This is a genomic window from Microbacterium sp. F2E (assembly GCF_020905435.1).
Classification (GTDB): Bacteria; Actinomycetota; Actinomycetes; order Actinomycetales; family Microbacteriaceae; genus Microbacterium; species Microbacterium lacticum.
In genome coordinates this window covers 1-24,764 of sequence record NZ_JAJJIB010000001.1, presented here as the reverse complement: position 1 = coordinate 24,764, position 24,764 = coordinate 1, and the positions used below count along the sequence as shown (strand labels likewise).

The 24,764-nt window shown below is 66.4% G+C and carries 17 protein-coding genes, 1 tRNA gene and 1 pseudogene; 7 read left to right on the top strand and 12 right to left on the bottom strand.

From position 1 onward, the window contains the following. Window positions 1-84 precede the first annotated feature (84 nt). Complete coding sequence (locus LOK55_RS00095) at window positions 85-366, bottom strand: iron-sulfur cluster assembly accessory protein (RefSeq protein WP_229933740.1); 282 nt, start codon at window positions 364-366, stop codon at window positions 85-87. A gap of 168 nt (window positions 367-534) precedes the next feature. On the opposite strand from LOK55_RS00095, the gene poxB reads away from it, so the two are divergent. Then, complete coding sequence (gene poxB, locus LOK55_RS00090) at window positions 535-2,292, top strand: ubiquinone-dependent pyruvate dehydrogenase (protein WP_229933739.1); 1,758 nt, start codon at window positions 535-537, stop codon at window positions 2,290-2,292. A 7-nt stretch (window positions 2,293-2,299) separates the two neighbouring features. Here the strand turns inward: poxB and LOK55_RS00085 are convergent, their stop codons facing one another. After that, entirely contained in the window at window positions 2,300-3,202 is a 903-nt protein-coding gene (locus LOK55_RS00085) for an endo alpha-1,4 polygalactosaminidase (protein ID WP_229933738.1), read from the bottom strand. 98 nt (window positions 3,203-3,300) lie between these two features. Here LOK55_RS00085 and LOK55_RS00080 point away from each other — a divergent pair, with 98 nt between their 5' ends. Further along, window positions 3,301-4,101: a phosphatase PAP2 family protein gene (locus LOK55_RS00080; RefSeq protein ID WP_229933737.1), complete on the top strand. Its 801-nt coding sequence runs from the start codon at window positions 3,301-3,303 to the stop codon at window positions 4,099-4,101. Window positions 4,102-4,193: 92 nt separating this feature from the next. Beyond that, window positions 4,194-4,268, top strand: a tRNA-Arg gene (locus LOK55_RS00075). A gap of 67 nt (window positions 4,269-4,335) precedes the next feature. On the opposite strand, the gene LOK55_RS00070 is transcribed toward LOK55_RS00075, so the two are convergent. From LOK55_RS00070 to LOK55_RS00030, 9 genes are all read right to left on the bottom strand, one after another. Then, on the bottom strand, window positions 4,336-6,024 hold the full coding sequence (locus LOK55_RS00070) for a nuclease-related domain-containing DEAD/DEAH box helicase (protein WP_229933736.1): 1,689 nt from the start codon (window positions 6,022-6,024) through the stop codon (window positions 4,336-4,338). 43 nt (window positions 6,025-6,067) lie between these two features. Beyond that, window positions 6,068-9,244: a type I restriction endonuclease subunit R gene (locus tag LOK55_RS00065; RefSeq protein ID WP_229933735.1), complete on the bottom strand. Its 3,177-nt coding sequence runs from the start codon at window positions 9,242-9,244 to the stop codon at window positions 6,068-6,070. Next, complete coding sequence (locus LOK55_RS00060) at window positions 9,241-10,413, bottom strand: ATP-binding protein (RefSeq protein WP_229933734.1); 1,173 nt, start codon at window positions 10,411-10,413, stop codon at window positions 9,241-9,243. Before LOK55_RS00060 ends, LOK55_RS00065 begins: the two co-directional genes overlap by 4 nt. A gap of 76 nt (window positions 10,414-10,489) precedes the next feature. Then, window positions 10,490-11,635, bottom strand: coding sequence for a DUF697 domain-containing protein (locus LOK55_RS14185; protein ID WP_229933733.1), 1,146 nt, complete (start codon window positions 11,633-11,635; stop codon window positions 10,490-10,492). After that, window positions 11,632-12,225, bottom strand: a complete 594-nt coding sequence (locus LOK55_RS00050) for a hypothetical protein (RefSeq protein ID WP_229933732.1) — start codon at window positions 12,223-12,225, stop codon at window positions 11,632-11,634. Before LOK55_RS00050 ends, LOK55_RS14185 begins: the two co-directional genes overlap by 4 nt. A 50-nt stretch (window positions 12,226-12,275) precedes the next feature. Continuing rightward, window positions 12,276-13,133, bottom strand: coding sequence for a hypothetical protein (locus LOK55_RS00045; RefSeq protein ID WP_229933731.1), 858 nt, complete (start codon window positions 13,131-13,133; stop codon window positions 12,276-12,278). Next, window positions 13,130-14,302 (bottom strand): restriction endonuclease subunit S, encoded by a 1,173-nt coding sequence (locus LOK55_RS00040; protein WP_229933730.1) that lies wholly within the window; start codon window positions 14,300-14,302, stop codon window positions 13,130-13,132. The genes LOK55_RS00045 and LOK55_RS00040 overlap by 4 nt, the downstream gene beginning before the upstream one ends. Next, entirely contained in the window at window positions 14,299-15,945 is a 1,647-nt protein-coding gene (locus LOK55_RS00035; RefSeq protein ID WP_229933729.1) for a class I SAM-dependent DNA methyltransferase, read from the bottom strand. Before LOK55_RS00035 ends, LOK55_RS00040 begins: the two co-directional genes overlap by 4 nt. A gap of 9 nt (window positions 15,946-15,954) precedes the next feature. Beyond that, complete coding sequence (locus LOK55_RS00030) at window positions 15,955-17,874, bottom strand: hypothetical protein (protein WP_229933728.1); 1,920 nt, start codon at window positions 17,872-17,874, stop codon at window positions 15,955-15,957. A gap of 248 nt (window positions 17,875-18,122) precedes the next feature. On the opposite strand from LOK55_RS00030, the gene LOK55_RS00025 reads away from it, so the two are divergent. The 4 genes from LOK55_RS00025 (at window position 18,123) to LOK55_RS00010 (ending at window position 23,522) form a co-directional block, all read left to right on the top strand. Beyond that, on the top strand, window positions 18,123-19,349 hold the full coding sequence (locus LOK55_RS00025; RefSeq protein WP_229933727.1) for a DUF2130 domain-containing protein: 1,227 nt from the start codon (window positions 18,123-18,125) through the stop codon (window positions 19,347-19,349). 118 nt (window positions 19,350-19,467) lie between these two features. Further along, window positions 19,468-20,079: a hypothetical protein gene (locus tag LOK55_RS00020; RefSeq protein ID WP_196324645.1), complete on the top strand. Its 612-nt coding sequence runs from the start codon at window positions 19,468-19,470 to the stop codon at window positions 20,077-20,079. A 135-nt stretch (window positions 20,080-20,214) separates the two neighbouring features. After that, on the top strand, window positions 20,215-20,751 hold the full coding sequence (locus LOK55_RS00015) for a Swt1 family HEPN domain-containing protein (RefSeq protein WP_229933726.1): 537 nt from the start codon (window positions 20,215-20,217) through the stop codon (window positions 20,749-20,751). Between the two features lie 29 nt (window positions 20,752-20,780). Next, window positions 20,781-23,522: an AAA family ATPase gene (locus tag LOK55_RS00010; RefSeq protein ID WP_229933725.1), complete on the top strand. Its 2,742-nt coding sequence runs from the start codon at window positions 20,781-20,783 to the stop codon at window positions 23,520-23,522. Between the two features lie 415 nt (window positions 23,523-23,937). Here LOK55_RS00010 and LOK55_RS00005 read toward each other — a convergent pair. Beyond that, window positions 23,938-24,672 (bottom strand): annotated as a pseudogene (locus LOK55_RS00005) (serine protease); the annotation flags it as partial. Window positions 24,673-24,764 lie beyond the last annotated feature (92 nt).

Sequence of the window (24,764 nt, the reverse complement as noted above, 5' to 3'; positions counted from 1 at the left end):
CCCGCCCGAGCGCTACGGCTGTAGACCACGGATGGCGCCCCGGCATCGTGTGCCGGGGCGCCATCCGTGGTTCCGAAGGCGGAATCAGCGGCGCTGCGCGAGCGCGAAACCGACGCCGCCGTTCTCGTCGATCTGCGCGTCGAGTACGCGGTCGTCGAGCTGCACGGTCGAGACCGCGTCGACGAAGACCCGCGCCCCGGCATCCTCCACGACCGTGTCGCCCTCCTCGGGCGCGTCGGCGAGAGTGACGGCGTAGCCCTCGTTCGGTGCCGTGGCCTGTGCGATGCGCAGGCCCGCCGAGTCGGCGGGAATCCGCTCGGTGAGGTGCTTGACGGCGGTGCTGGCGTTCTCGGTGAGTGTGAGCATGGTGCTCTCCTTCCGTGGAGTGCTTTGCGTGGATGAGTCGGCCACGATTCCGAGAATGTGCGCCGATCGCAACCTCTGACACACCTTGGGCTCGCACTCACACGGGATACGGAGGTTTGCGGCTGTCAACCCTAGGCGCAGAGAGCCCAGGGGGCGTAGCGTCGAATCATGGCAAACGTTGCAGACTTCTTCATCGACACTCTCAAGCGGGCCGGCGTCACCCGGGTGTGGGGCCTTCCCGGTGACTCGCTCAACGCCTTCACCGACGCGCTGCGCCGCGACAGCGGCAAGGACGCGCTCCAGTGGATGCACATGCGCCATGAGGAGGCCGCGGCGTTCGCGGCGGGGGCGGATGCCGAGCTGAACGGCGAGCTCGCGGTCGTCGCCGGCTCGTGTGGCCCGGGCAACCTGCACTTCATCAACGGCCTGTTCGACGCGAACCGCAACCGGGTGCCGGTGCTCGCGATCGCCTCGCACATCCCGTCGGCCGAGATCGGCAGCACGTACTTCCAGGAGACCCACCCGCAGGAGCTGTTCCGCGAGTGCAGCGTCTACTCCGAGCTGGTCGGTGACCCGGCACAGCTGCCGTGGGTGCTCGAGATCGCCATGCGCACGGCCGTCGAGAAGCGCGGTGTGGCCGTCGTCGTCGTGCCGGGCGACGTGTTCTTCGCCGACGCTCCCGATCGCCGCGCGACGGCGCCGATTCTGCCGACGCGGTCGACGGTGCTGCCGGATGCCTCGGGGCTGGAGGCTGCGGCATCCATTCTGAACGGCGCGAAGAAGGTCACGATCCTCGCCGGTGCGGGCGTCGCGGGGGCGCACGACGAGGTGATCGCGCTCGCCGCGAAGCTGCAGGCGCCGATCGTGCATGCGCTGCGCGGCAAGGAGCACATCGAGTGGCAGAACCCGTACGACGTCGGGATGACGGGGCTGCTCGGCTTCGCGTCGGGGTATCGGGCGATGGAGAAGTGCGATGCGCTGCTGATGCTCGGCACCGATTTTCCGTACCGGCAGTTCTTCCCCGAGAAGGCGAAGATCGTGCAGGTCGACCTGCGTGGCGAGCAGCTGGGCCGGCGGACGCCGATCGACGTCGGGCTCGTCGGCGGGGTGCGCGAGACGGCCGAGGCGCTGCTGCCGCTGATCGACGAGGGGCGCAGCGACGCGTTCGCGAAGGAGTCGGTGGAGCACTACCGCAAGACCCGCAAGGGCCTCGACGAGCTGGCGGTCGACGACGGCAGGCAGCCGATCCACCCGCAGTACGTCGCACGCCTGCTTGACGAGCTGGCGAGCGAGGATGCCGTGTTCACCGCCGATGTCGGAAGCCCCGTCATCTGGGCGTCGCGGTACCTCACGATGAACGGTCGGCGTCGGCTGCTCGGGTCGTTCCTGCACGGATCGATGGCGAACGCGATGCCGCAGGCGCTCGGCGCACAGGCATCCGACCGGTCGCGGCAGGTCGTGGCGCTCGCCGGGGACGGGGGACTCGCGATGCTGATGGGCGATCTGCTGTCGATCAAGCAGAACAATCTGCCCATCAAGATCGTCGTCTTCAACAACGCCTCGCTGAACTTCGTCGAGCTCGAGATGAAGGCGGCGGGCATCGTCAACTTCGGCACGGGGCTCGAGAACCCGTCGTTTGCCGCCGTCGCGGAGTCTGTGGGGATCACGGGCATCCGGGTCGAGAAGGCGTCGGAGCTGCGCGGCGCGCTGACCCGGGCGCTCGAGACCGAGGGGCCCGTACTCGTCGACGTGGTGACCGCGCGCGAGGAGCTGTCGATGCCGCCCACGATCACGGCCGCGCAGATGAAGGGCTTCACGGTGTGGGCGCTGAAGACGGTGCTCTCGGGGCGCGGCGACGAGCTGCTCGATCTCGCCGACACGAACGTGTGGCGGCGGCTGTTCAAGGGGTCGTCGTCGGAGGAGTGAGGCGCGCTCAGCGACAGGTCTCGTACCGGTAGCCGGATGCCTCCGGTGTCACCAGCTTCCGGTCGCGGAGGATGAGCGACGCGGGCCGGTCGGGGCGCGCGCAGACTTCCGACAGCGGCGCGCCGAGGGTGTCGGGGTATTCGATCGCAAGGACGTGCGCGCCGTACACCTCGGTGTAGGCGGCGCATTCGTCGTAGGCCGCGCATTCTTCGGCCACGGCGAAGTCGAAGCCTGCCTGCGCGCGGAGCAGCGGGGCATCCTCGGCCGCGTTCTTCTGCGCGGCGGCGAGGCCGGCGCCGTGCGCCGCCGTCACCAGCAACCGGGCGAGGCGCAGGTTGTCGTCGCGGGTGAGCGCGCCGTCCGTGCGCGTGTAGGTGTCGGGGTTGTCGAACTCGACGGCTCGGTAGCCCGCGTCGGCGCAGCCCTGGATCCATGGGGCGACGGCCGCGGCGACCCGGTCGCTCTGCCGGGAGTCGACGATGGTCTCGTCGGGCCAGCCCGGGTCGACGACGGGCTGGCCGGAGGCGTCGGTGAGAAGGAGGTCGGACGGCCAGGTCGACGCTTCGCCGGGCTGGGTCTGGAACGCGTTCAGGTAGCAGATGCCGTACGCGCCCGCCGCGGGCGGTGCCGTGCGGTCGCGGACGACGATCGTGGCTCCGGCCGGGGGAGGGTAGGCGCCGCCCAGCTGGTAGTCGAAGCCGGCGCCCGCGGGCGGGAGGGTCACGTCGCCCGGCGACGCTGTCGCCGGGGATGCCGCGGGGGCGCTCGCCGGGGCGCTCTCCGACGTGGTCTCGGAGGGTGGCGCGTCGTCGCCCGTGGCAGCGGTGCCGCATCCGGTGAGGAGCAGGATGCCTGCCAGTGCGGCCGCGACCCATCCGGAGCGGCGAGTCGGGGTGGCGGCGGGTGTCATCCGGTGACTCTAACGCGGGCGCGGATCCGTAGGGAGTGCACAGCAAGCTCCGCCGCGTGTCTTGGGGATTGCTCGGGTGCGCGTGCGACCATCGAGGAATGACCGTTCGTTCCTGGCACTTCCTGGCGATCGCCGCCGGGCTCGTGGTGGCGTTCATCGGGTTCTATCTCTTCTTCGTGCACGGCTACATGGGTCAGCTGCTCGACGAGCAGGCGCGGGTCGGGGCGCAGTTCGCCGCCGCATCGCGCTTCGCCGATGCCCTCGACGCGGTGCCGCTGGTCAGTGCCGGGGTCGTCGTGCTGGCTGTCGTCATCGGTCTGCTGCGCCGGCAGGTGCTGGCGACCGTCGTCGCGCTCGCCGTCGTCGCCGCGTCGAACCTGACGACGCAGCTGCTCAAGCACGAACTGCTGAGCCGGCCCGACAACGGTGCGACCGGGGACTGGCACAACTCCTTCCCCTCGGGGCACACGACGGTTGCGGCATCCGCCGTGTTCGCGCTCTTCCTCGTGTGCGCGCCGCGGGTGCGTCCTTTCATCGCCGCCCTCGGTGCGGTGGTGCTCATCGCGATCGGGGCGCTGCTGGTCGGCAACCAGTGGCACCGGCCCAGCGATGTCGTCGGGGGCATCCTCGTGGTGGCGATCTTCGTCTTTCTCGGGGGAGCGGTGCTCGCGCCGCTCCGCCCGGCCGCCGCCACGCCTCGACATGGGATGGCCGCAACGGTCGGTCTGCTCGTGGTGGCATCCATCGTCTCGGCCTGCGCCTTCGGCGTCGCCTACCTCGCGGTGGCCGGGGGAGACGCACCGCCCGCCGTGTCGACCCTCGCGGGACTGGTGGCGATCGCCGCGACCGTCGGTGCGACATCGCTGCTCGCCGCGCGCCTGTTCCGCCGCGTCGGCTGACGTCTGGCCTGTGCGCCGTGTTCTCGGGTGGATGCCGGGGTTGATCGCGCCGGGCAGACCGCGCCGGCCGCACCGCTAAACTCAAAGGGCCAGCCTCTGTAGCTCAGTGGAAGAGCCACTCCGTCCTAAGGAGCGGGTCGGGGGTTCGAATCCCTCCAGGGGCACCAGAGTTTTTCGCTTTCGACCAGGTAATTAGTTTGAGTATGGACCGGGATCGCACCCTTCTGCGGGGCGCTATGCCATCGTCCGCGTTGCGGGCAGATCGTCGCGGGTCGTCAGGACGATGAGTCGATCCTGAGCGCGCGTGGCGCCGGCATAGATCAGACTCGAGAGTCGGTCATGAGAGCCGGATATGTCGGTCAGGATCACGGCAGGCGCTTCCATGCCTTTGAACTCGTGGATGGTACCCCAGCGCACGTACGATACGTCGCGTATGCCGGACCCCAATGTCGAGACGGGTGTCCTGCTATCCGTGGCGCGCTGTGCGACCGAGTCCCGATAGGGCGCGAGGATCACAATGTCTTTCGGTCCGAACCCCTCGCTGCGCAGCCGACGGATCGCCTCGTCGAGCAGCGCCGCCTCCTCGTCCCGAGTGCTGTATAGCGTGACGTCCACCGCGTGCTCGTCGTCCTGCCCGCGCCGGAACGTTCTGCACAGTCCGCCTCGGCCGCTGGCATCCTCGGCCCACGTGCCGACCGAACGTGTGTTGCGGCAGTTCGTATCGAGGTCTACGGGGGCGATGCCGGGTACCCGCTGTTCGATCGTTCTGCGCCCGTCGTCGATGCCGCTGCGAAAGATGTTCTGATTCGAGAAGTCGCCGAGCAACAGCATCCTGCCGTTGCCGAGTCCGCCGATCAGCATGGCGTCGAGGAAGTCGAGGTTGGCGTCGGAAGCGATGTCCTGCGCCTCATCGACGATCAGATAGTCATACGGCGGTACGAACGACGACTCGGTCGCTTTCTCGAGTGCGGCCGCGGGCAAGTGTTCGTTGTACCACTCCGCTCCGGCGCCCTCCGGTGAACGGATGCCCGCCACCCGCTCCATCTCCGCGTGGATGCGCAGCGTCGTCACCGTATCGAGGTCAGCGAGCTGGGCCGCGAGGTGCTCCTCGAGCAAACGATTGAACATGACGACGAGCACCCGCTCATCGGCGGCGGCGTGGCGCCGGGCGGCTTCGGCGGCGATGAACGTCTTGCCCGTCCCCGCCGGACCTTCGACCAGGACGCGCGGGACTCGTCCGATCAGATCGAGCGTGCGCACCTGATCCGCTGTGAAGCGGGCCATCTCGCTCTCGCGCCGACGCTTGAGCTCGGCGGGCTTGATCTCAGCGACGAACGTCGCGGACACTGCCTCTCTGAGTCGATCCACCCGTTCGAGGGTTGGTTCGCCCGAAACACGTCGATATCCGCGCTGCTTGGCGGCGCTATCGGCATCGACCGCGGCGAGCACACGACGCACAGCGGTCGCCGCGTGAGAGAGATCGCTCGCATCGAGGACTGCCCAGTCGTTCCATCCGAGCGCCATGGGGATGTTCTGCTTGGCGATGGCGGTGAACCACACCGCGTAGCCTGCCGGGAATCCGACGGGATCGAGCGACCGTTTGCGGAGGAAGGCCAGAATGCTGTGGAACTCGCCGCTTGCCTGCGTGAACGGTGACCGCTGGGTCCAATCGTCGCTACCAAGTTTCCACCGGCCAGCACTGTCCGTCTGCACTCGAAGGTGCGACTTGACTTCGATGACGAGCATGCCGATCCCCGGTGCGAGGACCACGAAATCAGCTTCGCCTTCGCGCTGCGTGATGTGGCGACCGATCGCGAGCGAGTGGAAGACGATCCAGTCTTCGGTGCCTGGTGCATCTCGTAGCGCCACGAAAGCATCGAGTTCTCCGGGCGCAGCATCCTGCGCGATCTCCGGCGGGATCATTCTTGACACGAGGACACCTCCGAAATGACGACGGCACGCTGAATCAGCGTCGCTCTTCCGCGAACCGCGGAGCCATCGACTCCATCTGATCCATGACGAGCTTGATCGCCTCGGGCTGCTTGTCTGGCGGGTACTTGTATTTCACGAGCAGCCGCTTGATCGATGAGCGGAGCTTCGCTCGCACATCGTCGCGTACGGTCCAGTCGGTGCGGACGTCGCGGCGCATCACAGCGACGAGCTCTCGCGCAATCTGGGCGAGTACATCCTCGCCCTGCACATCGACCGCCGATTCATTCGCGGCCACGGCGTCGTAGAAGGCGAGCTCGTCACTCGACAGCGGCGGAGAGAAGTGCGTGCCGCGGGATGCCTCGGCGGCGACCTCTTTCGCCAGTTCCACCAGCTCTGCGATCACCTCGGCGGAGGTTAGCTGCTGATTGGTGTAGCGGTTCATGATCTCCGCGATCCGCTCCGAGAACGCGCGCTGACGAAGGAGGTTGCCGCGGGTCGCGCTTGTCCCGGCATCCGTCAGCGACTTGCGGAGGGCTTCGATCGCAAGATGCGCGTTCGGCGCCGCCTGAGCCTTGGCGAGGAACTCGGGCCCGAGATCGTCGAGGGCGAGACGTGGAAGCCCGGCCGCGTCGTAGATGTCTAGGACCTCGCCCGGAGCGATCGAGTCGGCGACGAGCGACCCCAGAAGTCTCGAGATCTCCTCGGGGATCGGCTCGTCGCGCGACTGGCGCTCGGCGGCATCGAACTTCGCCATCCACACGCGAACCTCTTCGTAGAACGCGATCTCGTCGTGGAGCTCAGCGAGTCCGTCGCGGCCCGACGCGAGCGCCCACGCCCGCGCGAGCCGGCTGGTCGCGGTCCGGTACCGCGCCGAGAGCCGGTCGTTGCCGAGGTCCGGGTCGTTCAGCGGATTGGCCGCGTCTCGCAAGAAATTAGTCGCCGTGGTCGCCGCCGTCCGCCACGCTCGTGAACCCCCGCGCGCGACGATGGCCCGCCAATCGCAGCCGACGAGCATCTCGCGGAGCTGAGCGACGAGTTCCGTCGCTATCGCGACCGCTTCGTCGACGTCTCGTCCGACGGGCTTGTTGTCCTGATCCGATGTTGTGTATTCCGCGAGGGCGTTCGCGAGGTTGTCGGCCAGAGGCGCGTATGCGACGAGGAGCCCGTCCTCCTTGCCGCGGAAGGTGCGGTTGACGCGTGCAAGGGTCTGCATCAGCAGGGCGCCCTTGAGCGGCCGGTCGAGGTAGAGCGTGTGCAGGGGCGGGGCATCGAAGCCGGTCAGCATCATGTCCTTGACGATGACGAGTTCGAGCTCATCGTCGGCATCCTTCAGCCGCGCCTTGATCGTCTTGTTCTCTGAGTCGCGCCGCACGTGGTCGCTGACGGGGGGCTGGTCGGATGCCGAGCCGGAGTAGACGACCTTGATCTTTCCGGCGTCCAGCGCATCGGAGTGCCAGTCGGGCCGCAGCCGGACGATCTCGGCATAGAGGCGCGCGCAGATCTCGCGCGTGCCGCCGACGATGAGCGCCTTGCCGGGAGACTCGAGGAACGGCTTCATCCGCTCACGCCGTTCCTCCCAGTGTTGCACGAGGTCGGCCGCGAGTGTCTCGATGCGCTCCGGCGCTCCGTAGACGGCGTTTACCACGGCGACGGATGCCTCGAGCCGCGCTCGCTCGGTGTCGTCGAGTCCCAGGGTGTACTCGTCGGCGGCGCGGTCGATGTCGTCCTCGGTCGCGCCATCGGCGAACGACACCTTGATCAGCCGCGGCTCGAAGTAGACCGGCACCGTCGCGCCGTCGTCGACGGCGCGGGTGAGGTCGTAGATGTCGATGTAGTCGCCGAACACCGCCCGCGTGTCGCGTTCGGCGAACGAGATCGGCGTGCCGGTGAACGCGATGAGCGTCGCGTTCGGCAGGGCGTCGCGCAAGTGCCGCGCGTAGCCGTCGAGGTCGTCGTAGTGACTGCGGTGCGCCTCGTCGACCACGACGATCACATTGCGGCGATCGGTGAGGAGCGGATGCTGCGTGCCCGACGCCTTCTCCGCCTCACTGAGACCGAACTTCTGCAGCGTCGTGAAGTAGATGCCACCCGTGACCCGGTTGCGCAGCTCGTTGCGCAGCTGCGCGCGCTCACGCACCTGGACGGGCTTCTCAGCGAGCAGGAGGCTCTGGTCGAACGTCTGGAACAGCTGCCCGTCGAGTTCGGTGCGGTCGGTGACGACGACGACGGTGGGGTTCTTGAGCTTCGGATGCCGTGACACGAGGTTCGTGTACAGCTCCATCTCCATCGACTTACCCGACCCCTGCGTGTGCCAGACCACGCCGGCCTTGCCGTTGGTCTCGACCGCCTGAACGGTCGAACCGACCGCCTTCGTCACGGCGAAGTACTGGTGCGGCTTCGCGATGCGCTTCGTGAGCCCGTCGGCGTTCTCGTCGAAGGCGGTGAAGTTGCGCACGAGCTGCAGGAACCGCTCTTGATTGAACAGCCCGTTGAGCGCATCGTCGATCGGCTCGACGGACACACCGTCCTCGATCCGCGGCTGCGCGAGCGGCACGCCATCGTCGTCGACGTTCCAGGGCGCGAAGTGGTTGAGCGGCGTGAAGGGAGTGCCGTATTTCGCATCGATGCCATCGGTCGCGAGAGTGAGCACGCAGAAACGGAAGGCCATCGGGAACTCGCGCAGATACGTCTGCAGCTGCGCATGTGCCGGGGCGACGCCAGTGGATGCCGACCCGGCCCGCTTCAGCTCGACGATGACCAGCGGCATCCCGTTGACGAACAGCACGATGTCGAAGCGACGGTGCAGATCACCGCGCCGGAGTGTCAGCTGGTTGACGGCGAGCCAGTCGTTGTCAGACGGGTCGGTGCCGAGCAGCCGCAGCCGCGGGTTCTGTTCGATGCCGTCTGTGTCGATGTAGCTCAGTGGATATCCGCTGACGAGGTACTGGTGGATGCGGTGGTTCTCGGTGATCGCGTCCTGTGATTTCGGCGCCGCGATCTCCGCGACCGCCTGCTGCAGATACTCGCTCGGTATGCCGGGGTTCAGCCGCCGGAGCGCCTCGAGCAGACGCGGCCGGATCAGTAGGTCGTCCCACGTGTCGCGCTCGCCGCTGCCGGGCGCGATCTCGCTGCCCGGCAGCGGACGCCACCCGAGAGGCTCCGCGAGCGTTTCGAGTGCGTCGTTCTCCCAGGACGATTCGGTGAGTGTCATCCGCGCTGCTCCTCGTCGTCTAGTTCGGGTGCCGGCGGATACTCCGGCATTGCCTCGAGTCGCCCGGCGGCGTCTGTGACCGTGTGCTCGCGGAGGTAGTCGCGCAGGTAGGGAAGGGCGAAATCCACCTGACCGTGGCCGGCCGAGCGGATCATTCCGGCGTCGATGAGTCGCTGACGATAGACGTTCAGATGCTGAGGGTTGACGCCGAGCGCTCGCCGAAGGTCGGCTACCGCGGACGGACCGTCTGACAGCGCCATATGAGCGAGCACGGTGCGATCAGTGGGCGAGAGCTCTCTGAGCGCGCGAGAGTGGATGTTCGCACCCATGCGACGACGTGCCTTCGGGTAGGCGACCTTTACGTCTTGCAAGACGATCTCGTCGCGCTCCGGCGCTACCTTCCAAGAGAGATCGCCGATCAGTTGCGCCATGAACGGGTAGCCCTGCGCGGCGCGCATCGCGTACTCCAGTGCGTCTTCGTCGATCGTTCGGCCGGCATCCTCGATGGGCTCCTGCAACGCGAGTTTCACGTCGTCGGGCAGAAGCAGTCCGATCGGCATCCGTACCGCGCGACGCAGGAATGTCAGACTCCGTTGGGACAGCAGTTCGGTGATGGCGTCGGAAAGCCCGGCGCCGACGAAGGTGACCTCCAGATCTTCCCGAATCGCGTGCTGGATCTCGGCGGTGAAATGTGCGAGATCGTCGGCCGCGCGCAACGAGATCTCGTCGAGAGTGATGAGGATGCCGCGGGGAGCGTTGAGTTCCGCTGCCCGCTGGAGTTGCGAACGCAGCGAGAGCGGGTAGTCGGGTGCTGCTTGTGGCTCGAGGTCGACCGCCCCGGGGCCGACGGTGACACCCTTCAGCCGATGCGTCGGGGGCGGATCAAGGCGGTGGATCGCGCGTGCAAGGTGGTCGCGGGCGATGCGGTCGGTGAAGCCGGGAGTCGCCGTTTCGCTGACGACGATCCATCCTCGTTCGCGGGCGCGATCCTCGACCGCGTTGAGCAGGACGGTCTTTCCGACGCCGCGGAGCCCTTCGACCAGCGATGCGCGCTCCGACGTCCAGGTTCCTTCGACCAAAGCATCGCTGAGTTCATCGAGAATGTCGTCGCGGCCCGCCAGGACGGGCGGCGACTTGCCGAATCCGGCGCGGAACGGGCTCGTCGTCATGACTCTTCATCCCCTCGTGCGGCTTTATATCGCTTTATATTTCTTTATACATTCGTCGGGCGGGGGAGTTCCGGCGCTAAGACCCGTTGCGCTGCCCTGCCATCCTGCGTACGACATCCACGAACCCGGGGGCGTAGTCGCCCCATGCCTCCTGGATGCGCGTGACGTCGATCTTTCCGGTGTGAACCTGCTCGCACAGGCGCATCCATCCCTCTCCGGTTGCCGCGGTGAGGGCGAACGCGACCGTACTGTTGATGACGCTGCCGGCGCCGGGGATGAGCTTGATGAGGCTGCGGGCAAGCGCCTGCCCGGACATCTGCACGCTGAGCTGGGCAAGGGCGGACGCCGAGAGCATCGTCTTCAGTTCCATGTCGTAGATGGCGGAGATTCGCCCCATCATTCCGAGTTGGATCGGCGCCAAGGTAAGTGCATCCGCGACAGGGAGGGGAACCGCGGCCGCGCCGGCTGCCGCGGTTGCGGCGGCGGTGATGATGGGTCGCGCCATTTCACGCTTCCAGGGGAGGTTGAGTCGCTGGGCGATGCGAAAGGCATCCTTCTCGTTGTCAGGCGAAAGGGCGAGCGTTTCCGCGACGAGCTCACCGAGACCATGCCCTTTGCCCTTCCCGTGCTTGTCGCGGGTCGAGGTGAGAATGACACTCTCGATCGGGAGCATGATCGGCTGGCCGGTGCGGTCGACGGGCTCTTCGAGCCAGTCGACGAAATCACGCAAGTCCTTTGCGACTGAGCGTTGACCGGTGATCGGGTTCTTGGCCCAGTCGACCTTGGTGAGCACCAGGATGACGGGGAAGCCGGCCGATGAGAGTTCGTCGATCATCGCGATCTCGGGCTCTTGCAGCCGGTCGGCGTGTGAGTTGACGCAGTACCACACGACGGAGATCTGCTCATCGTCGGGGCGTTGCCGGATCGCGGCGAGGCTCTCGCGCAGCGACTCGGCGGGAGTTTTGTGCGAGCCGATCTCGAACCCCTCGAGGTCCCAAATGCCCAGCGCGTCGTCGTGGAAGTAGTGCGCCCCCCGCGTTACAGGCAGTCCCTTGCCGACCGCCGCCAGGTCGCGACCGAACACCGCATTCACGAGCGACGACTTGCCGACACCGGTGCCGCCGACGACGGCGAGGTTGAACCGCCCATATCGCGACTTAGCCTTCTCGGTCGCGTCGAGGAAGGGCTTCGGGTCAAGGGTGGCGTGGGCCTCGTCGTTCACTCGGCTTCTCCGTCGGCGTAGACGAACTTCAAGGTTGCCTCTGGGTCAATGCTCTTGGCGTATTTGGTGAAGACGAACTCAGCCTGATCGCGTAGAGTCTGGCGGTTCTGCTCGAGGTAGTAAGCCCGATCGGCGCTGCTGACGAGATTATTGATTTGCTCGATTTCACTCTTCTGCGCAGTGAACGCGCTCAGCAGACCGTCGGAGCTGATGACCCGATCGACGTTGACATCGTCACCGATCCAGATGAACTCCGGAACGCTGACCGTGAAAGTGTGATCGCCTGTTGCCTTCACGAGGACGGAATCGACACCGAGCTTCACCTTGCCGCTGTAGATCATGTATCGGGCCTTCTTGAGCAGCGGGAAGTCCTTGAGAACGGCGGGCGGGATGCCTTCTGCCTCCGAGACGCCCTTGACCCCCAACTCCAGCAGCACCGTCTGTTCTTTCTTCTCCATCGAAGTGACGACCTGCTCGTTCTTGATGACGCTTTGCGACCCCAGCGCGGCGACGAGCCAGGGCGGTGTGAATATGCCGGCCAGGTACCCGCCGGCGAGAGCTCCCACCACGAGAACGACCACGCCGAACACGGCGAAGTGTGACCACAACGGTACGGGCTTGCTGAAGAATCTCATCGCGCTCATTGACCTTTCGGGGTAGTTGCAGCACCCCTCGCGGGACCAGCTTCTCCAGGATCATCGGGTGACTGGGGGACGTGTGGCCATGCAGGTGCGTTGGAATTGCGCGTCGTTGTGATCGGACTCGCCAGCGTGGACATCGTATACGCGCGCCAGATGTCTTCGTCCATCACCGCTACGGACGGAAAGGCACTGAGGCCGAGCACCGAACGCTCGAACCGCGTTCGCCAACTGGTCTTCGCCTTGTCATCCGCTTTCCGCTCCTTCGAATCGCGGGGCGGGATCGAAATCCAGTGATCGTACTCACGCAGTACACACCATGGGTCGTCGCGCACGAGGTCGCTGTGTCCGCGTCGTCCCGCTTCGGCGAGGATGAGCACACGCGCATTAACCCACGACGTGGTGAACAGCGCTAGGAACTCGAAGGTAAAGGTGAGCACGGTGAGGACGATCGCGATTACGAACGCCATGGGGCTTGAGAATGCGCCGCCCCAGAACAACGCCGCCGCAATGAGGAAGGCCACTGTCGCGACCCACGCGCCGACGACTCCACCCATGCCGAGTCGCCGGCGCGCCTCATGCGCCTCGACCATCGTGCGTGCCTTGGCCACGCGGGCGGTGAACTCGCCCCGCTCAGGTTCGGGCAGCGCGGCCTCATACTGCTCCAGAGCTTCTGCAAGACGGGAACGCCAGTAACGTTCAGACGATGGAGACCCGCGTAGGTTCTTCGCTCTGCTGGTGAGCCAACCGGGCACGACCTTCGTCACGATCCACACCACGAGGGTTGCGCCGACCAGTATCCAGGGGGCCCACGTGCCGAAGAGCGGACGGATGGCCTCGTCGAGGAAGTCCACGTTCACACCACCTCCTTGGCGGCGCGAATCGCATCGCGAACGCGGAGCTTGCCTGACATGAGTTGCGGCAGGAGTGCGTCGCGTGTCGCGGCGAGCGTGCGTGATTCTTCTCGTGCAAGCGATGCCGCGCGGAGCACGTGCTCGATCAGCGATTGTGCTCTCTCGGGGAGCGCTCGCGGGTCCCGGATCTTCACGGTAAGCGCGTCAGCGGGCTTTACTCGCTGGTGGCTGCCAGAAGTCCCGGCGACTCGTGCATCCAGAGCCTTCGCAAACGTTGGGTCGGAGATGGAGGCCCACAGCAGTCGTGTCGTCACCTCGGGTGACCGCAGCACGAGGAATTCGGTTGACGCGAGAGCCGGCCTCGAGGCGGGAGCCGCACGCCATACACGGGGGAAGCGCGGGTTGAGCTTGGAGAGAAGGATGCTTTCTTCGGTGAGCACGAATTTGCTGCTCTTGATCGCCGACGCCAGTTCGGTGCTCGGAAGTGCGCCGGCATCGAACGCAGGAAGGCTGAAATGGTCCACAAATCGATCGCCGAGCGATTCGGGGTGCAGTTGCTGCTTAGACAGCTCCGCGAGCGATCCAAGCGGGATGCTCGCCGGCGCGGTCGCCGCTATTGAAGCGGAAAATGACTCCGCCGTGGAGGCGAGGGCGGTGTTGGCGGCGATCTTGTCGTCGAGGGCGCCCAGCACCTCGGCGATCGCTTGCTGCTCGGGGAAGGGCGGCGCGGGAATCTGAACCAATCGAAGTGCCGATTGCCGGATCCCCACTACCGTGGTGCCGGTCGAATGGCCAAGGATCGATGTCTGTACGGCGTGAGATTGAAGCGCGTAGTACAGAAATCCCGAATCCAGTACGCCGGCCTTGCCGCGCAGGCAGAACAAGCGCTGCCCCAGCACGAGAGGATCGTCGGTGTCCACGCGCGCGACCCGGCCGGCCGGCGCCTCGCTCGTGAGGATGACGTCTCCACGTCTGGTGCGCTCTGGCATCCACTTCGCGTACATCTCGTCCGAGACATAGCGCGCGCCAGACAGGTCAAGTCGCCCGTCGCGGACAAGCAGAGCTGAAGCAACAGGGATACCGGCGGGCGCAAAGTCTCCGCCGAGCTTCTTCGGCGTCTTCCCCCTGTGATCGAGCAGTGCGTCTAGTGAGTCTCCGAGCACGAGCCGGTTCACGACACTCTCCCGAGCTGCTCGCGAACGACTTCCGCCAGCCGGGCCGACTCGGCGAACTGTGCGTCGAGCTCCGTCCGCAGCCGGGCGAGCTTTTCCTCGATCGGTTCGCCGTCGTCCTCAACCTCGGCGGCACCGACGTAGCGGCCGGGAGTCAGAGCGTAGTCGGCTGCTTTGATCTCGGCGAGAGTTGCGGAATAGCAGAAGCCGGGGACGTTCTCGTAGGCGGGGCGTTTCGACTCGGTCGCTTCGCTCCCTCGCTCAACGACCGGAGAGGGAGCGACGACGTCACGGCCGAGCCAAGAGTGGTAGGTGTCGGCGATGACGGCGATGTCGTCGTCGGACAGGGCGCGCTCGGCGCGGTCGACCATGTGGCCGAGGTTGCGGGCGTCGATGAAGAGCACCTCGCCGGCGCGCTTGCCCTTGTCCTTCGCGAAGAACCAGACGCACACGGGGATCCCGGTGGAGCGGAACAACTGTGTGGGTAGCGCGACCATGCATGAGACGAGGTCGGCTTCGACGATCTCGGCGCGGATCTGGCCTTCACCGCCGGAGTTCGAGGACATCGAGCCGTTGGCCATGACGACGCCCGCCTGCCCCCCGGGGGCGAGCTTGGAGAGGATGTGCTGGATCCATGCGTAGTTCGCGTTGCCCGCCGGGGGAACGCCGAACCGCCAGCGGGGGTCTTCTTCGTTGCGCGCCCAGTCTTTGATGTTGAACGGCGGGTTCGCCATGACGAAGTCGGCCTGCAGGTCGGGGTGCAGGTCGCGGGCGAACGTGTCGCCCCAGCGCGGCCCGAGGTTGCCGGTGAGTCCGTGGATGGCGAGGTTCATCTTCGCCATGCGCCAGGTGCGCTCGTTGAGCTCCTGCCCGTAGACCGAGATGTCGGAGCCTTCGCCGTGGTGGGCGTCGATGAACTTCTCGGCCTGCACGAACATGCCACCCGACCCGCACGCGGGGTCGTACACGCGCCCGTGCGTGGGCTGCAGCATCTCGACGAGAACGCGCACGACACCGGCGGGCGTGTAGAACTCCCCGCCTCGCTTGCCTTCGGCGGCGGCGAACTTCTCGAGAAAGTACTCGTACACCTCACCGAGCAGGTCGCGCGCGCGGCGCCCGTCCGAGCCGCCTTGCCCCTGCGTCGTGAATCGCGCCGAGTTGAACAGGTCGATCAGCTCGCCGAGCCGGCGCTGGTCGACGTTGTCACGGTTGAAGATGCGCGGCAACGTGCCCGACAGCTGCGGGTTCGCCTGCATCACGGCATCCATCGCCTCATCGATGATCAGGCCGATCGTCTTGTCGACACCGTCGACCGATCCGCCCTTCGCGTGCTCGGCGAGGAACCCCCATCGCGCGTTTGCGGAGACCCAGAAGACTCCGCGCCCCGTGTACTCGTCGGTGTCGTCGATGAGCTCCGCGATCTGGTCATCGTCGTACCCGTCGGCGGCGAGTTCGGCGCGGATGCCTGCGCGGCGCTCGTCGAAGGCGTCCGAGACGTACTTCAGGAAGACGAGGCCGAGGATGACGTCCTTGTACTGCGAGGCATCCATCGAGCCGCGCAGCTTGTCGGCCGCCTTCCAAAGCGTGTCCTTCAGCTCTTTCATCGTCGACGGCGCCGCGGGCGCGGCTTTCGGTGTGCGGGGCATGGGTGTTCCTTACTGCGTGGTTGCCGCGTCCGCGGCGTGGTCTAAGTCGATCATGGTCACCGCACCTGACGTCGCACCAGCGATGATCAAGGCGGCGTAGTCAGTGAGGCGCGCAGCACGGTCCTCGAGGTCTCGGCGGGCGGTCGTGATGTCGGCGATTGCCTGTCGGAGCGGCGCGATCGTGCGTGGGGCGACGCGACGCAGCGTCCATCGCTTCCACACACCAGGCCCGGCCGGCGCACCAGCGATGTCTGCGGCGACGATCTCGGGTACGAGACCGCCGGGGTCCGCGGTCGTGATGCGCAGCACGCGGGCCGGGTAGGCGACGATTTTTGAGCCGTCGGTGTCGACCCACGCGGCGGCGGTGGGGCTGGTGCGGAAGATCACGTCGCCGGGGCGGGTCAGCTGTGTGGAAGGGTGCCGACCTGCAAACGCGAGCTGGTCGACACGGGCACTGCCGATCGACGCGGGCTCGTCGAGATCAGATGCGGTCACGACGACGAGCCCTTCCGAGCCCAGCAACGCAGGGTCAAGGCGCGTGCCCTGAATCCTCCTCACGTGTCCGTCCCTGATCAGCTCTGCTACGGAAGCGGCGCGCGGAACATCGTGCTGATCCGGCGCGATCTCGATCGGCGCGAGGTCGGCACGGACTGCCTCGGCCGCGATGTCGAGGAGGGCGGGAAGCTCTGCCGCCTCCTCGGTCGTGGCCGCGGGTTTCCGCGTCACCGATGCCACCAGTGATCCGCTCCGCGCCTGGAGCGAGGCCGTCGCAACGAAGGACGCGAACCGGAAACTGTGGGCACGCAGATCCCGCCCGCCACCCATGCCCGCCACCAAGTCGGATATCAAGTCGGCGCGCGTCGCAGGGGTGAGCGCTACACCGGTGAGATCGGCGACCGCGGTGATCCGGTGCGCGGGTGGGACCTCGCCTTTGGGTTCGCCGAGGATCCAGAGGGCGAGTGATTCGCGGACAGCACTGTCGACGAGGCCACTCGACAGGCGTGCGATACCCCGCACGCGGCCGGAGCGGAGGATATCTGCGCGTGCCCGTTCGTCGGCGGGAGCCAATAGGTCTACGAGTGCCCGCGCAGGGCCGACGACGACCGCCGCGTCGGAATCTCGCAAAGACAGGCAGATCTCGTCGACCGATTGCAAGATCGCCGACACGTCTTCGCTGCGATCAGAGGGGACACGAGCAACCGTGAACGAGCGAGCGGCGGGTTCCGTTGCGTCAGCGACCCAATGCCCATCGACGAGCAGTTGGCGCCGGACACGGCGAGAGTCCACGCCAGCAGGCAAGACGATGCTCGCACCGTCGCCGAGTGCGGTTGCGATAGCCGAGGACAACTCGGTGTCGCTGGCATCCAAGATTACGGTGGGATTATTACCGGCAAGGGCGAGCGTGGCGTCGGCAACCAGGGCGATGGCGTCGGAGACGAGTGGCCCCGCGGATCCCGCCGCCCGATTCGATGTTGCGTGGCGCCGGTTGACAAGTCTCAACGCCGCAGACGGAGAGTAGGCCGCGTCGACGAGGCTCGTGGCGAAAGTGAGCCACGGTGCCCCACGGGCTACATGTGCAGTGATCTCGCGGCGGAGCAAATGATCATGGGCATCCGTGCCGGCGGCTGCCTCTTCGATCTCTGAATGCGACAGGTCATCGAGGGCATCGATCTGCGCCTGCAGGGTGATGAGCGCCTGCAGCTCGGCAACGGCGCTGGCATCGGAGAAGGAGAAGTCCGGGGGAGTGGCAGCGGCGGCGGCATCCGCACGCGCCTCCGGGTTGTTGCCATGCCCGGTGCGCGCAAGCCAGTCGGCAATCTGCTCTGCGTCGAAACGGGGCCGGTCGCCCTCGTCGGCGATCGGCTCCGGAAAGGGATCCGGCGCAGCCGCGAACCGCGAACGCCACATCGACGCCACCGGACGCTGCACGCCGGCCAGCCGGGCGACGCCGGCCAGGTCGATGAGGAGCGATGGCGCTGTGGACATGAGGCCAACCTACTCCGAATGTTCTCGTTGCCAACGGATCGACTGATAAGGCGTCTTATCGACACGCATCGCCTGGAGAGGTGCGCATGTGCTCCACGATCAGTTCGGCGACATCACGTCGCTACCGCAGGCGGGGCGCGTCGGGGGGACGCCCCGCCTGTCGGACCACTGTCACACGACTGGAGATGCTCATGACCCACATCACGCCGACCACCGCTGCGAACGAGATCAGGTGCCCGCACTGCGGCACCCTCTTCACCATCGACGAGGCGCAGTACGCCGACATCGCGCAACAGGTACGCACTGCTGAGTTCGAGAACGAGCTTCACGCACGCCTCACGGCAGCCGAGAAGGCCAAAGAAGCCGAGATCGCTCTCGCTGTGGCGAACGCAGCGCAGCAGGCGCAGAAGATCAGCGCCGCGAAGGACGCGGAGATCCAGCAGCTCGCCTCCGCGCTTACGTCGGCGGCGACCGAGCAGGAGCTTGCCGTCACGAAGGCTGTGTCGGCGGCGGAGAAGAACCTCACCGAGGCGAAGAGCAAGCTGGACCTCCTGTCGGCCGAGCAGAAGGTCAAAGACGCCGCGCTCGAGGCGGCGCACACTAAGGAGCTCGCTCTGAAAGATGAGCTCATCGCCCGGTACAAGGACATGAAAGCCAAGCTGTCGGTCAAGCTCCTCGGCGAGACCCTCGAGCAGCACTGCGAGATCGAGTTCAACCGCATGCGCTCGCTCGCGTTCCCCAACGCAGCGTTCGGGAAAGACAACGACGCGTCCTCCGGGACGAAGGGCGACTACGTCTTCCGGGACTTCAGCGATGACGGCGTGGAGTACGTCTCGATTATGTTCGAGATGAAGAACGAGTCCGACGTAACCGCCACGAAGAAGAAGAACAGCGACTTCTTCGCCAAGCTCGACAAGGACCGCAACGACAAGGGCTGCGAGTACGCGGTGCTCGTCTCGATGCTCGAAGAGGACTCTGACCTCTACGCCGGCATCACAGACGTGTCGCACGAGTACCCGAAGATGTTCGTCGTCCGCCCGCAGTTCTTCCTCGCGATCATCGCCCTGCTGCGCAACGCCGCGCAGGACACAATCGTGGTCAAGGCCGAGCTCGAGCAGATCAAGAAGCAGAACATCGACATCACCGACTTCGAGTCAGAGCTCGAGGGCTTCAAGTCGGCGTTCGGCCGCAACTACCAGCTCGCCAAGGGCAAGTTCGATACCGCGATCAAGGAGATCGACAACGCGATCGACCGGCTCCAGAAGGTCAAGGACAACCTGCTCGGATCTGAGAACAACCTCCGCCTCGCGAACGACAAGGCGACGGCGCTCACGGTCAAGAAGCTGACCAAGGGAAATCCGACCATGGCGGCCAAGTTCGCCGAACTGGACGCGACCGATGAGCAGGACGCGGCCTGAGTGCCGGCGCCGGAAAACCCGCTCGCTCCATCCCCTTCTTGCTGCACAACCCGCCGCTCACAACCAGTCACGGGGGAGAACCGTCTCCCGTTGTCTCGCTCTCGTAAAGGACATCACTATGCGCACCATCACATCCATCTCGACGATCGCCGCGCTCGCGCTGTCGCTTGCCGCCTGTTCGGCCGCGGCGCCTGCGGATACGGGCAAGACGCCCGACACTACGCCGGCAGCGACGGCGACGCCTACTCCGAGCGAAGCTGCCTCGGAGTTCGGCGAAGCGGTCAAGAACTCCCGCGGCAATCTCGTCAAGACGATCGGGCAGCTGGCGGGTACATCCTCGCTGACCTCGGACGTGGTCACTTCGCGGTTCGCGGTGACGGATCTCGTCCTCGACCCCACCTGCGACAGCGGATTCCCCGACAGCCCCGCGAACGGCCACTACCTCGGCATCCACCTCAACGTCGAGTCGACCCCGGAACTCGCCGAAGAGGAGTTCCCGTGGGTGTCATTCACGCAGTACGACTGGCAGGCGTACGACGCCGATGGCAAGCGGCTGAACGACCCCATCGGCAACGCATGGACGTGCCTCGACTCGTCTCAGCAGCTCCCCGCGCAGATCGGACCTGGGCAGAGCGTCTCCGGCTGGATCGTCCTTGATGTCGCCTCGCCGACCGGCGCAGTGGTGCTGGCCATGGGCGGAAGCCCCGTCGGATGGGAGTGGGCTTACTGATGCGCGGCATCATCCGGCGGACGATCAGATGAGGGGCGGTAGGGGGCATCGGTCGTCGAGGGTGTGACTATGACCCGCGGAATCACGTCGAGGTAGCTCTCGACTCTGTAAGCGAGGGGCTCGGTCCCGGTCGTCGTGCCCCGCCTCGGGGCGCTCGCGCCGGAGGTGTCCGATTGGACGGAGATCCTGGCGACGACAGAGTGGCAGGCAGGACGCAGCGCAGCCCGCTACAACCCGCGCGATCTCTCCCTCATCCTTCGCGCCAACACGGAGTGGTTCGGCTCGCTCAGGTATCCGTTCGCGGGAGTGCTCGGGCGTCAATCGCAGAACTGGGCGAGCGAGTTGCGGAACGTCCGCAAGAGGTGGGCGTATGACGAGGAACTCACGCTCGCGGAGACCTACCGCGCGTTCGACTCGGCAGAGATGCTGCTGCGCTCGCTCGGGGCCGACGCGCAGGCCGACCGGGTGCGCCGTCGGAAGAGCCGCGTTCTCACAGTGATGGCTGCGGAGTCGGGAACGACCATGCTTGATCAGAAGGGAGAAGACCGTCTAGTGAGAACGAGCAAGATAAGGAAACGAGAAGGATCAATGCACGCAGGCATCCGTGATGGCCGGAACCATCTAGACGCATCGCGCTCCACTTGCCTGCATCTTCAAAAAATACCTGGATAATCTGAAAATCACGAGCTTACCCTGGCGTCATGCGCGGGGGACTGGAGCGGTGGAAGCGGGGCGTCGATTCGCGCGGCGTCCGGCAGGCGATCGCCTATGCACTCGAGGGAACCTGCGACGCACACCGATCACCCACCAGCGGCGTTGAGGCGCTCGAGGCGTACGCCGAGGCATCCGAATCGACCGTCACCCGGTTCATCGTCGCGAGTGGCCGGATCGGGAGCGATCAGCTCACCGCCGGCGGACTGCGCGTCTGGATCACCGGTCACGACCCGATCACGGGGGAGGAGCGCGGCCGCCAGCGGCTGAGCCCCGACGCCGACCTGCTCCTCGACGGGACGATCAACCACCCCAAGACCTACAGCATCGCCGCGCTCCTGCACCCGGATCTCGCCATCGAGTTCGAAGCGCTGCAGGATCGCCTGCGCGACCGCATCCTGCTGACCTGGCAGAGCGAGCTCAACGCGCGCCGCGGACACAACGGGCTCATCCGCGAAGCCATCACCCGCATCGAAGTCGTCGAGCTGCAGCACCGCCGCTCGCGCGCCCTCGACCCGCACATCCACCGCCACCTGTGGCTGAACATCAAGGTGCTCGGTGCGGATGGCAAATGGTCGAATCTCGACTCCCGTGTCGCGATGAAGCTGCACACCGTCATCAACGCCGAAGGCGAACTCGCCGCCCGCACCGACCCGGCATGGAGCGCTGCGCTCGCACGCCACGGGTACACGCTCAACGACTCGGGCGAGATCGCCGAACTCGCCGGCGCTGTGCGTCCACTGTCGCGTCGATCCGCGCAGATCGAATCCAACCGTGCGCGCCTGATCGCGGAATGGTCGGCCGAGCACGGAGGATCGGCGCCGAGCATCGAGACCCTGCAGCACATCGACCGCCGCGCCTGGGCAGTGGCGCGTCCGAACAAATCCGCCGGCATCGATGAGGAGTTGTGGGAGGCGACGGTCCGCGACGAGATCGCGGCGGTCGATCCAAATCTGATCGCGCCGCGCGCGGCCGTTCCCCTCGCTGCCAGCCGGCTGGAGGCCGTCGACCTCGATCTGCTCGCTGCGCAGGCCGTTGTCGACGCGGACCAGCGGTCCACCTCGAGCGGTGGGAGGTTCAGCGTGTTCGACCTCCGCGCAGGCGCGGTCCGCGCACTCTCGCGGACGGGCGTGGTTGCCGATCGTGACCGGCTCGACGGAGTCATCGCCGACGTCACCGAGCGCGCCACCCGTGCCGCACACCGCGTCATCGCCGATGCTCCACCCGCGCACGCGAAAGCCTTCATGGCTACCGCGACCGTGCGCGCCAAAATACGCCTCGCCGGCCGTTTGGACGTGATCGCCCGACCGGGGCGCTCGCTGCTGCCGCACGAGTTGCACCGGTTCGCGCACGACGAAGATGTTTCGGCTCTGGATGCATCGCAAGCTGTCGCGGCGTGCGCCATCGCCGGCACCGACGGTCTCGTGACGGTGATCGGCCCCGCCGGCACAGGGAAGACGACAATGCTCCGCGTCACGTTCGCCGCGCTCGCGGCGCAGCACCCGCGGATGCTCGTCGTTGCTCCCACGCGCAAGGCGGCGTCGGTGGCGTCTCGTGAGGTTGGGGCCGCGGCATCCAGCCTTCACGCACTTCTCATGGACCATGGCTGTCGATGGGGCCGCGATGAGGCGGGCGCGATGGTCTGGACGCGGCTTCGCCCAGGGGACGTCGACGTCGCGACGGGCGCCGTGTACGGCGGCCCGACCCGGTACCAGCTGCGCTCACGCGATCGGATCGTCGTCGACGAGGCCGGCATGGTCGACCTACAGGCGGCGAACGTCCTCGTCGAGCTCGCGATCGAGAACGGTGCCGGCTTGGCATTCGTGGGGGATACGCATCAGGCGTTGCCGGTCGGGCATGCGGGCGCGATGGATTCCGCGATCCGGCACGCGAACGCCGCCGTCGAGCTCGACACGGTGCATCGGTTCCGCGATCCCGAGTATGCGGCACTCACGTTGCGTCTGCGGAACGCGGGCGAGCGCGAGCAGGCGCTGTCGGTGGCGCGCGAGCTCGCGGAGCGTGGTCACGTCGACCGGGTCGATCATCTGGACGCAACACGCGAACAGATGATCGAGGCCTACTTTGAGTGGCATGCGCGCGGCAAGCGAGTGACGCTCGTGTCCGGCACGAACGCCGAAGCGGATGCCATCAACGACGCCATCCAGCAGCGGCGAGTCGAGGAAGGCGAACTCGACTCCGGCACGGTTGCGTGGGGAATGGGGGAGCAGCGCCTCCTCGTGGGCGACACCGTTCAGACCCGCCGCAACGACCGGCGCATGGGCGTTGAGAACCGTGCACAGTGGATCGTGCGAGAGATCCGCGACGAGTCCGTCGACCTCGTGTCGGTGGGCGACAGTGGCGAGCTGGCGCGTGTGTCTGCCGACTACGCGCGCGAGCACCTGCAGCTCGCGTACGCGTCCACCGTGCATGGCGTGCAGGGTGACACGGCCGACGCGTCGGTGGTCGGTCCCGGTGTGGATGCCGCGGGGCTCTACGTCGGCCTCACCCGCGGGCGGGTGCACAACGCCGCGATCGTCGTTGCACCGACGGATGCTGAGGCTCGCGAGTGCCTCGCCGACTCGATGCAGCGCGGGACTCCCGAGTTGACGATGCAGGATGCGGTGCGCGCCGCGGCGGCGGAGTTGCGGCGTGCGGCAAGGGAGCAGACGGTGCAGCCGGGTGCTGGGCCGATAGTTGGAGGGCCGAGCGCGGGGCGGGGGATGGGGAGATAAAGCCGCTCGATTAGCGGGCGGTCATCGAGAGAGCTTGCGGGCGGACTATCCGTGCGCCTGGGAGGGCGTATCGGTGTGGTTCGCGGACTCTCCCCGATTGCTGCCCTGAAGGACCGGCTTACGGTCCGGTGGGGCAGCGAGCTTTTCATTCCGCAACTCGCCGCCCGGTAAGGGCGCGCGACGATCGGCGGCCTTCGCTACGGTCGATGCATGCCGCAGACGACGATTGAGTTGGAGCCGTCGGGATGGCACACGCCCGCTCGTGACTTCGTCCCGGAGTCCCACCGAGATCTGCCGATCCGTACCCCGCGACGCGCGGTGGCGGACCGTTTGCTCGCAATCGATCGAGCTCATTCTCCAGCTGTCGAGAAGTGCGCACCAGCGCCTCGGAACTAATCTGATCTCCGACACCGCATCAGCGGCGTTTGGTCCTTGGCTTCGGGGGAGGCTTGATCTCAGCGAGACCGCCATGCGGCACACCTGTGGAGTCGAGGAGTTCGACTATGTGCTTCGAGGGTGTGACTACCGCAAGCGGAACGGAGTAGTTCCCTGCTCCAACATTGGCGAGCTTCACTGCCTTGACCAGACCGACCACCGACCCATCAGTCACTCGGTAGACAGGCCCTCCGCTGTTTCCGCTGATGGCCGTGATGTCGCAAAGGAAGTCGACCACCGACTTCGGATCAGCAGGATTCTGCGGCGCGAACGTACTAGCAATGATTCCCCGAGTCGTCACGAGAGCAGGTGCAGCGAGCGGGAATCCGCTCACTGCTATCTCCATTCCGTCCGTCACTCGGATCCCTGAGAATGTGACCGGGGCAGTCCTCCCGCTCGTGTACACCTTTCCCGTGTCGACATCGGTCATAGCGAACTCGACCGATGTTGCGTCGGGGGGCATGTCCACCTCAAGCAGTGCTAGGTCATTAGCGGGGTCCTGAGCGAGCAAGGTAAGTGGCGCGTGAATGAAGGCCGCTCGAAGTTCAACGTCGTCGTCCTGATAGTCGACACCCGCGAGGCCGGCGCGAAGCGCCTGTCCATTGGCCGCGTCAACGACATGTTTCGCCGTTACTAGGTAGCGTCCCGAGCCGACCAAGAAGCCCGTGCCAATTGGTGTCGCATTCTGGCCATGCGCTTCAATCACGATCTGGGGCCTTGACCCCGGATCGTGGACACGGTGTCATTTCGGTTATGCCGCTTCCGTGAGGGTAGCTGATCTCGCGGCCGCGTAGGTGTTCTCGTAGC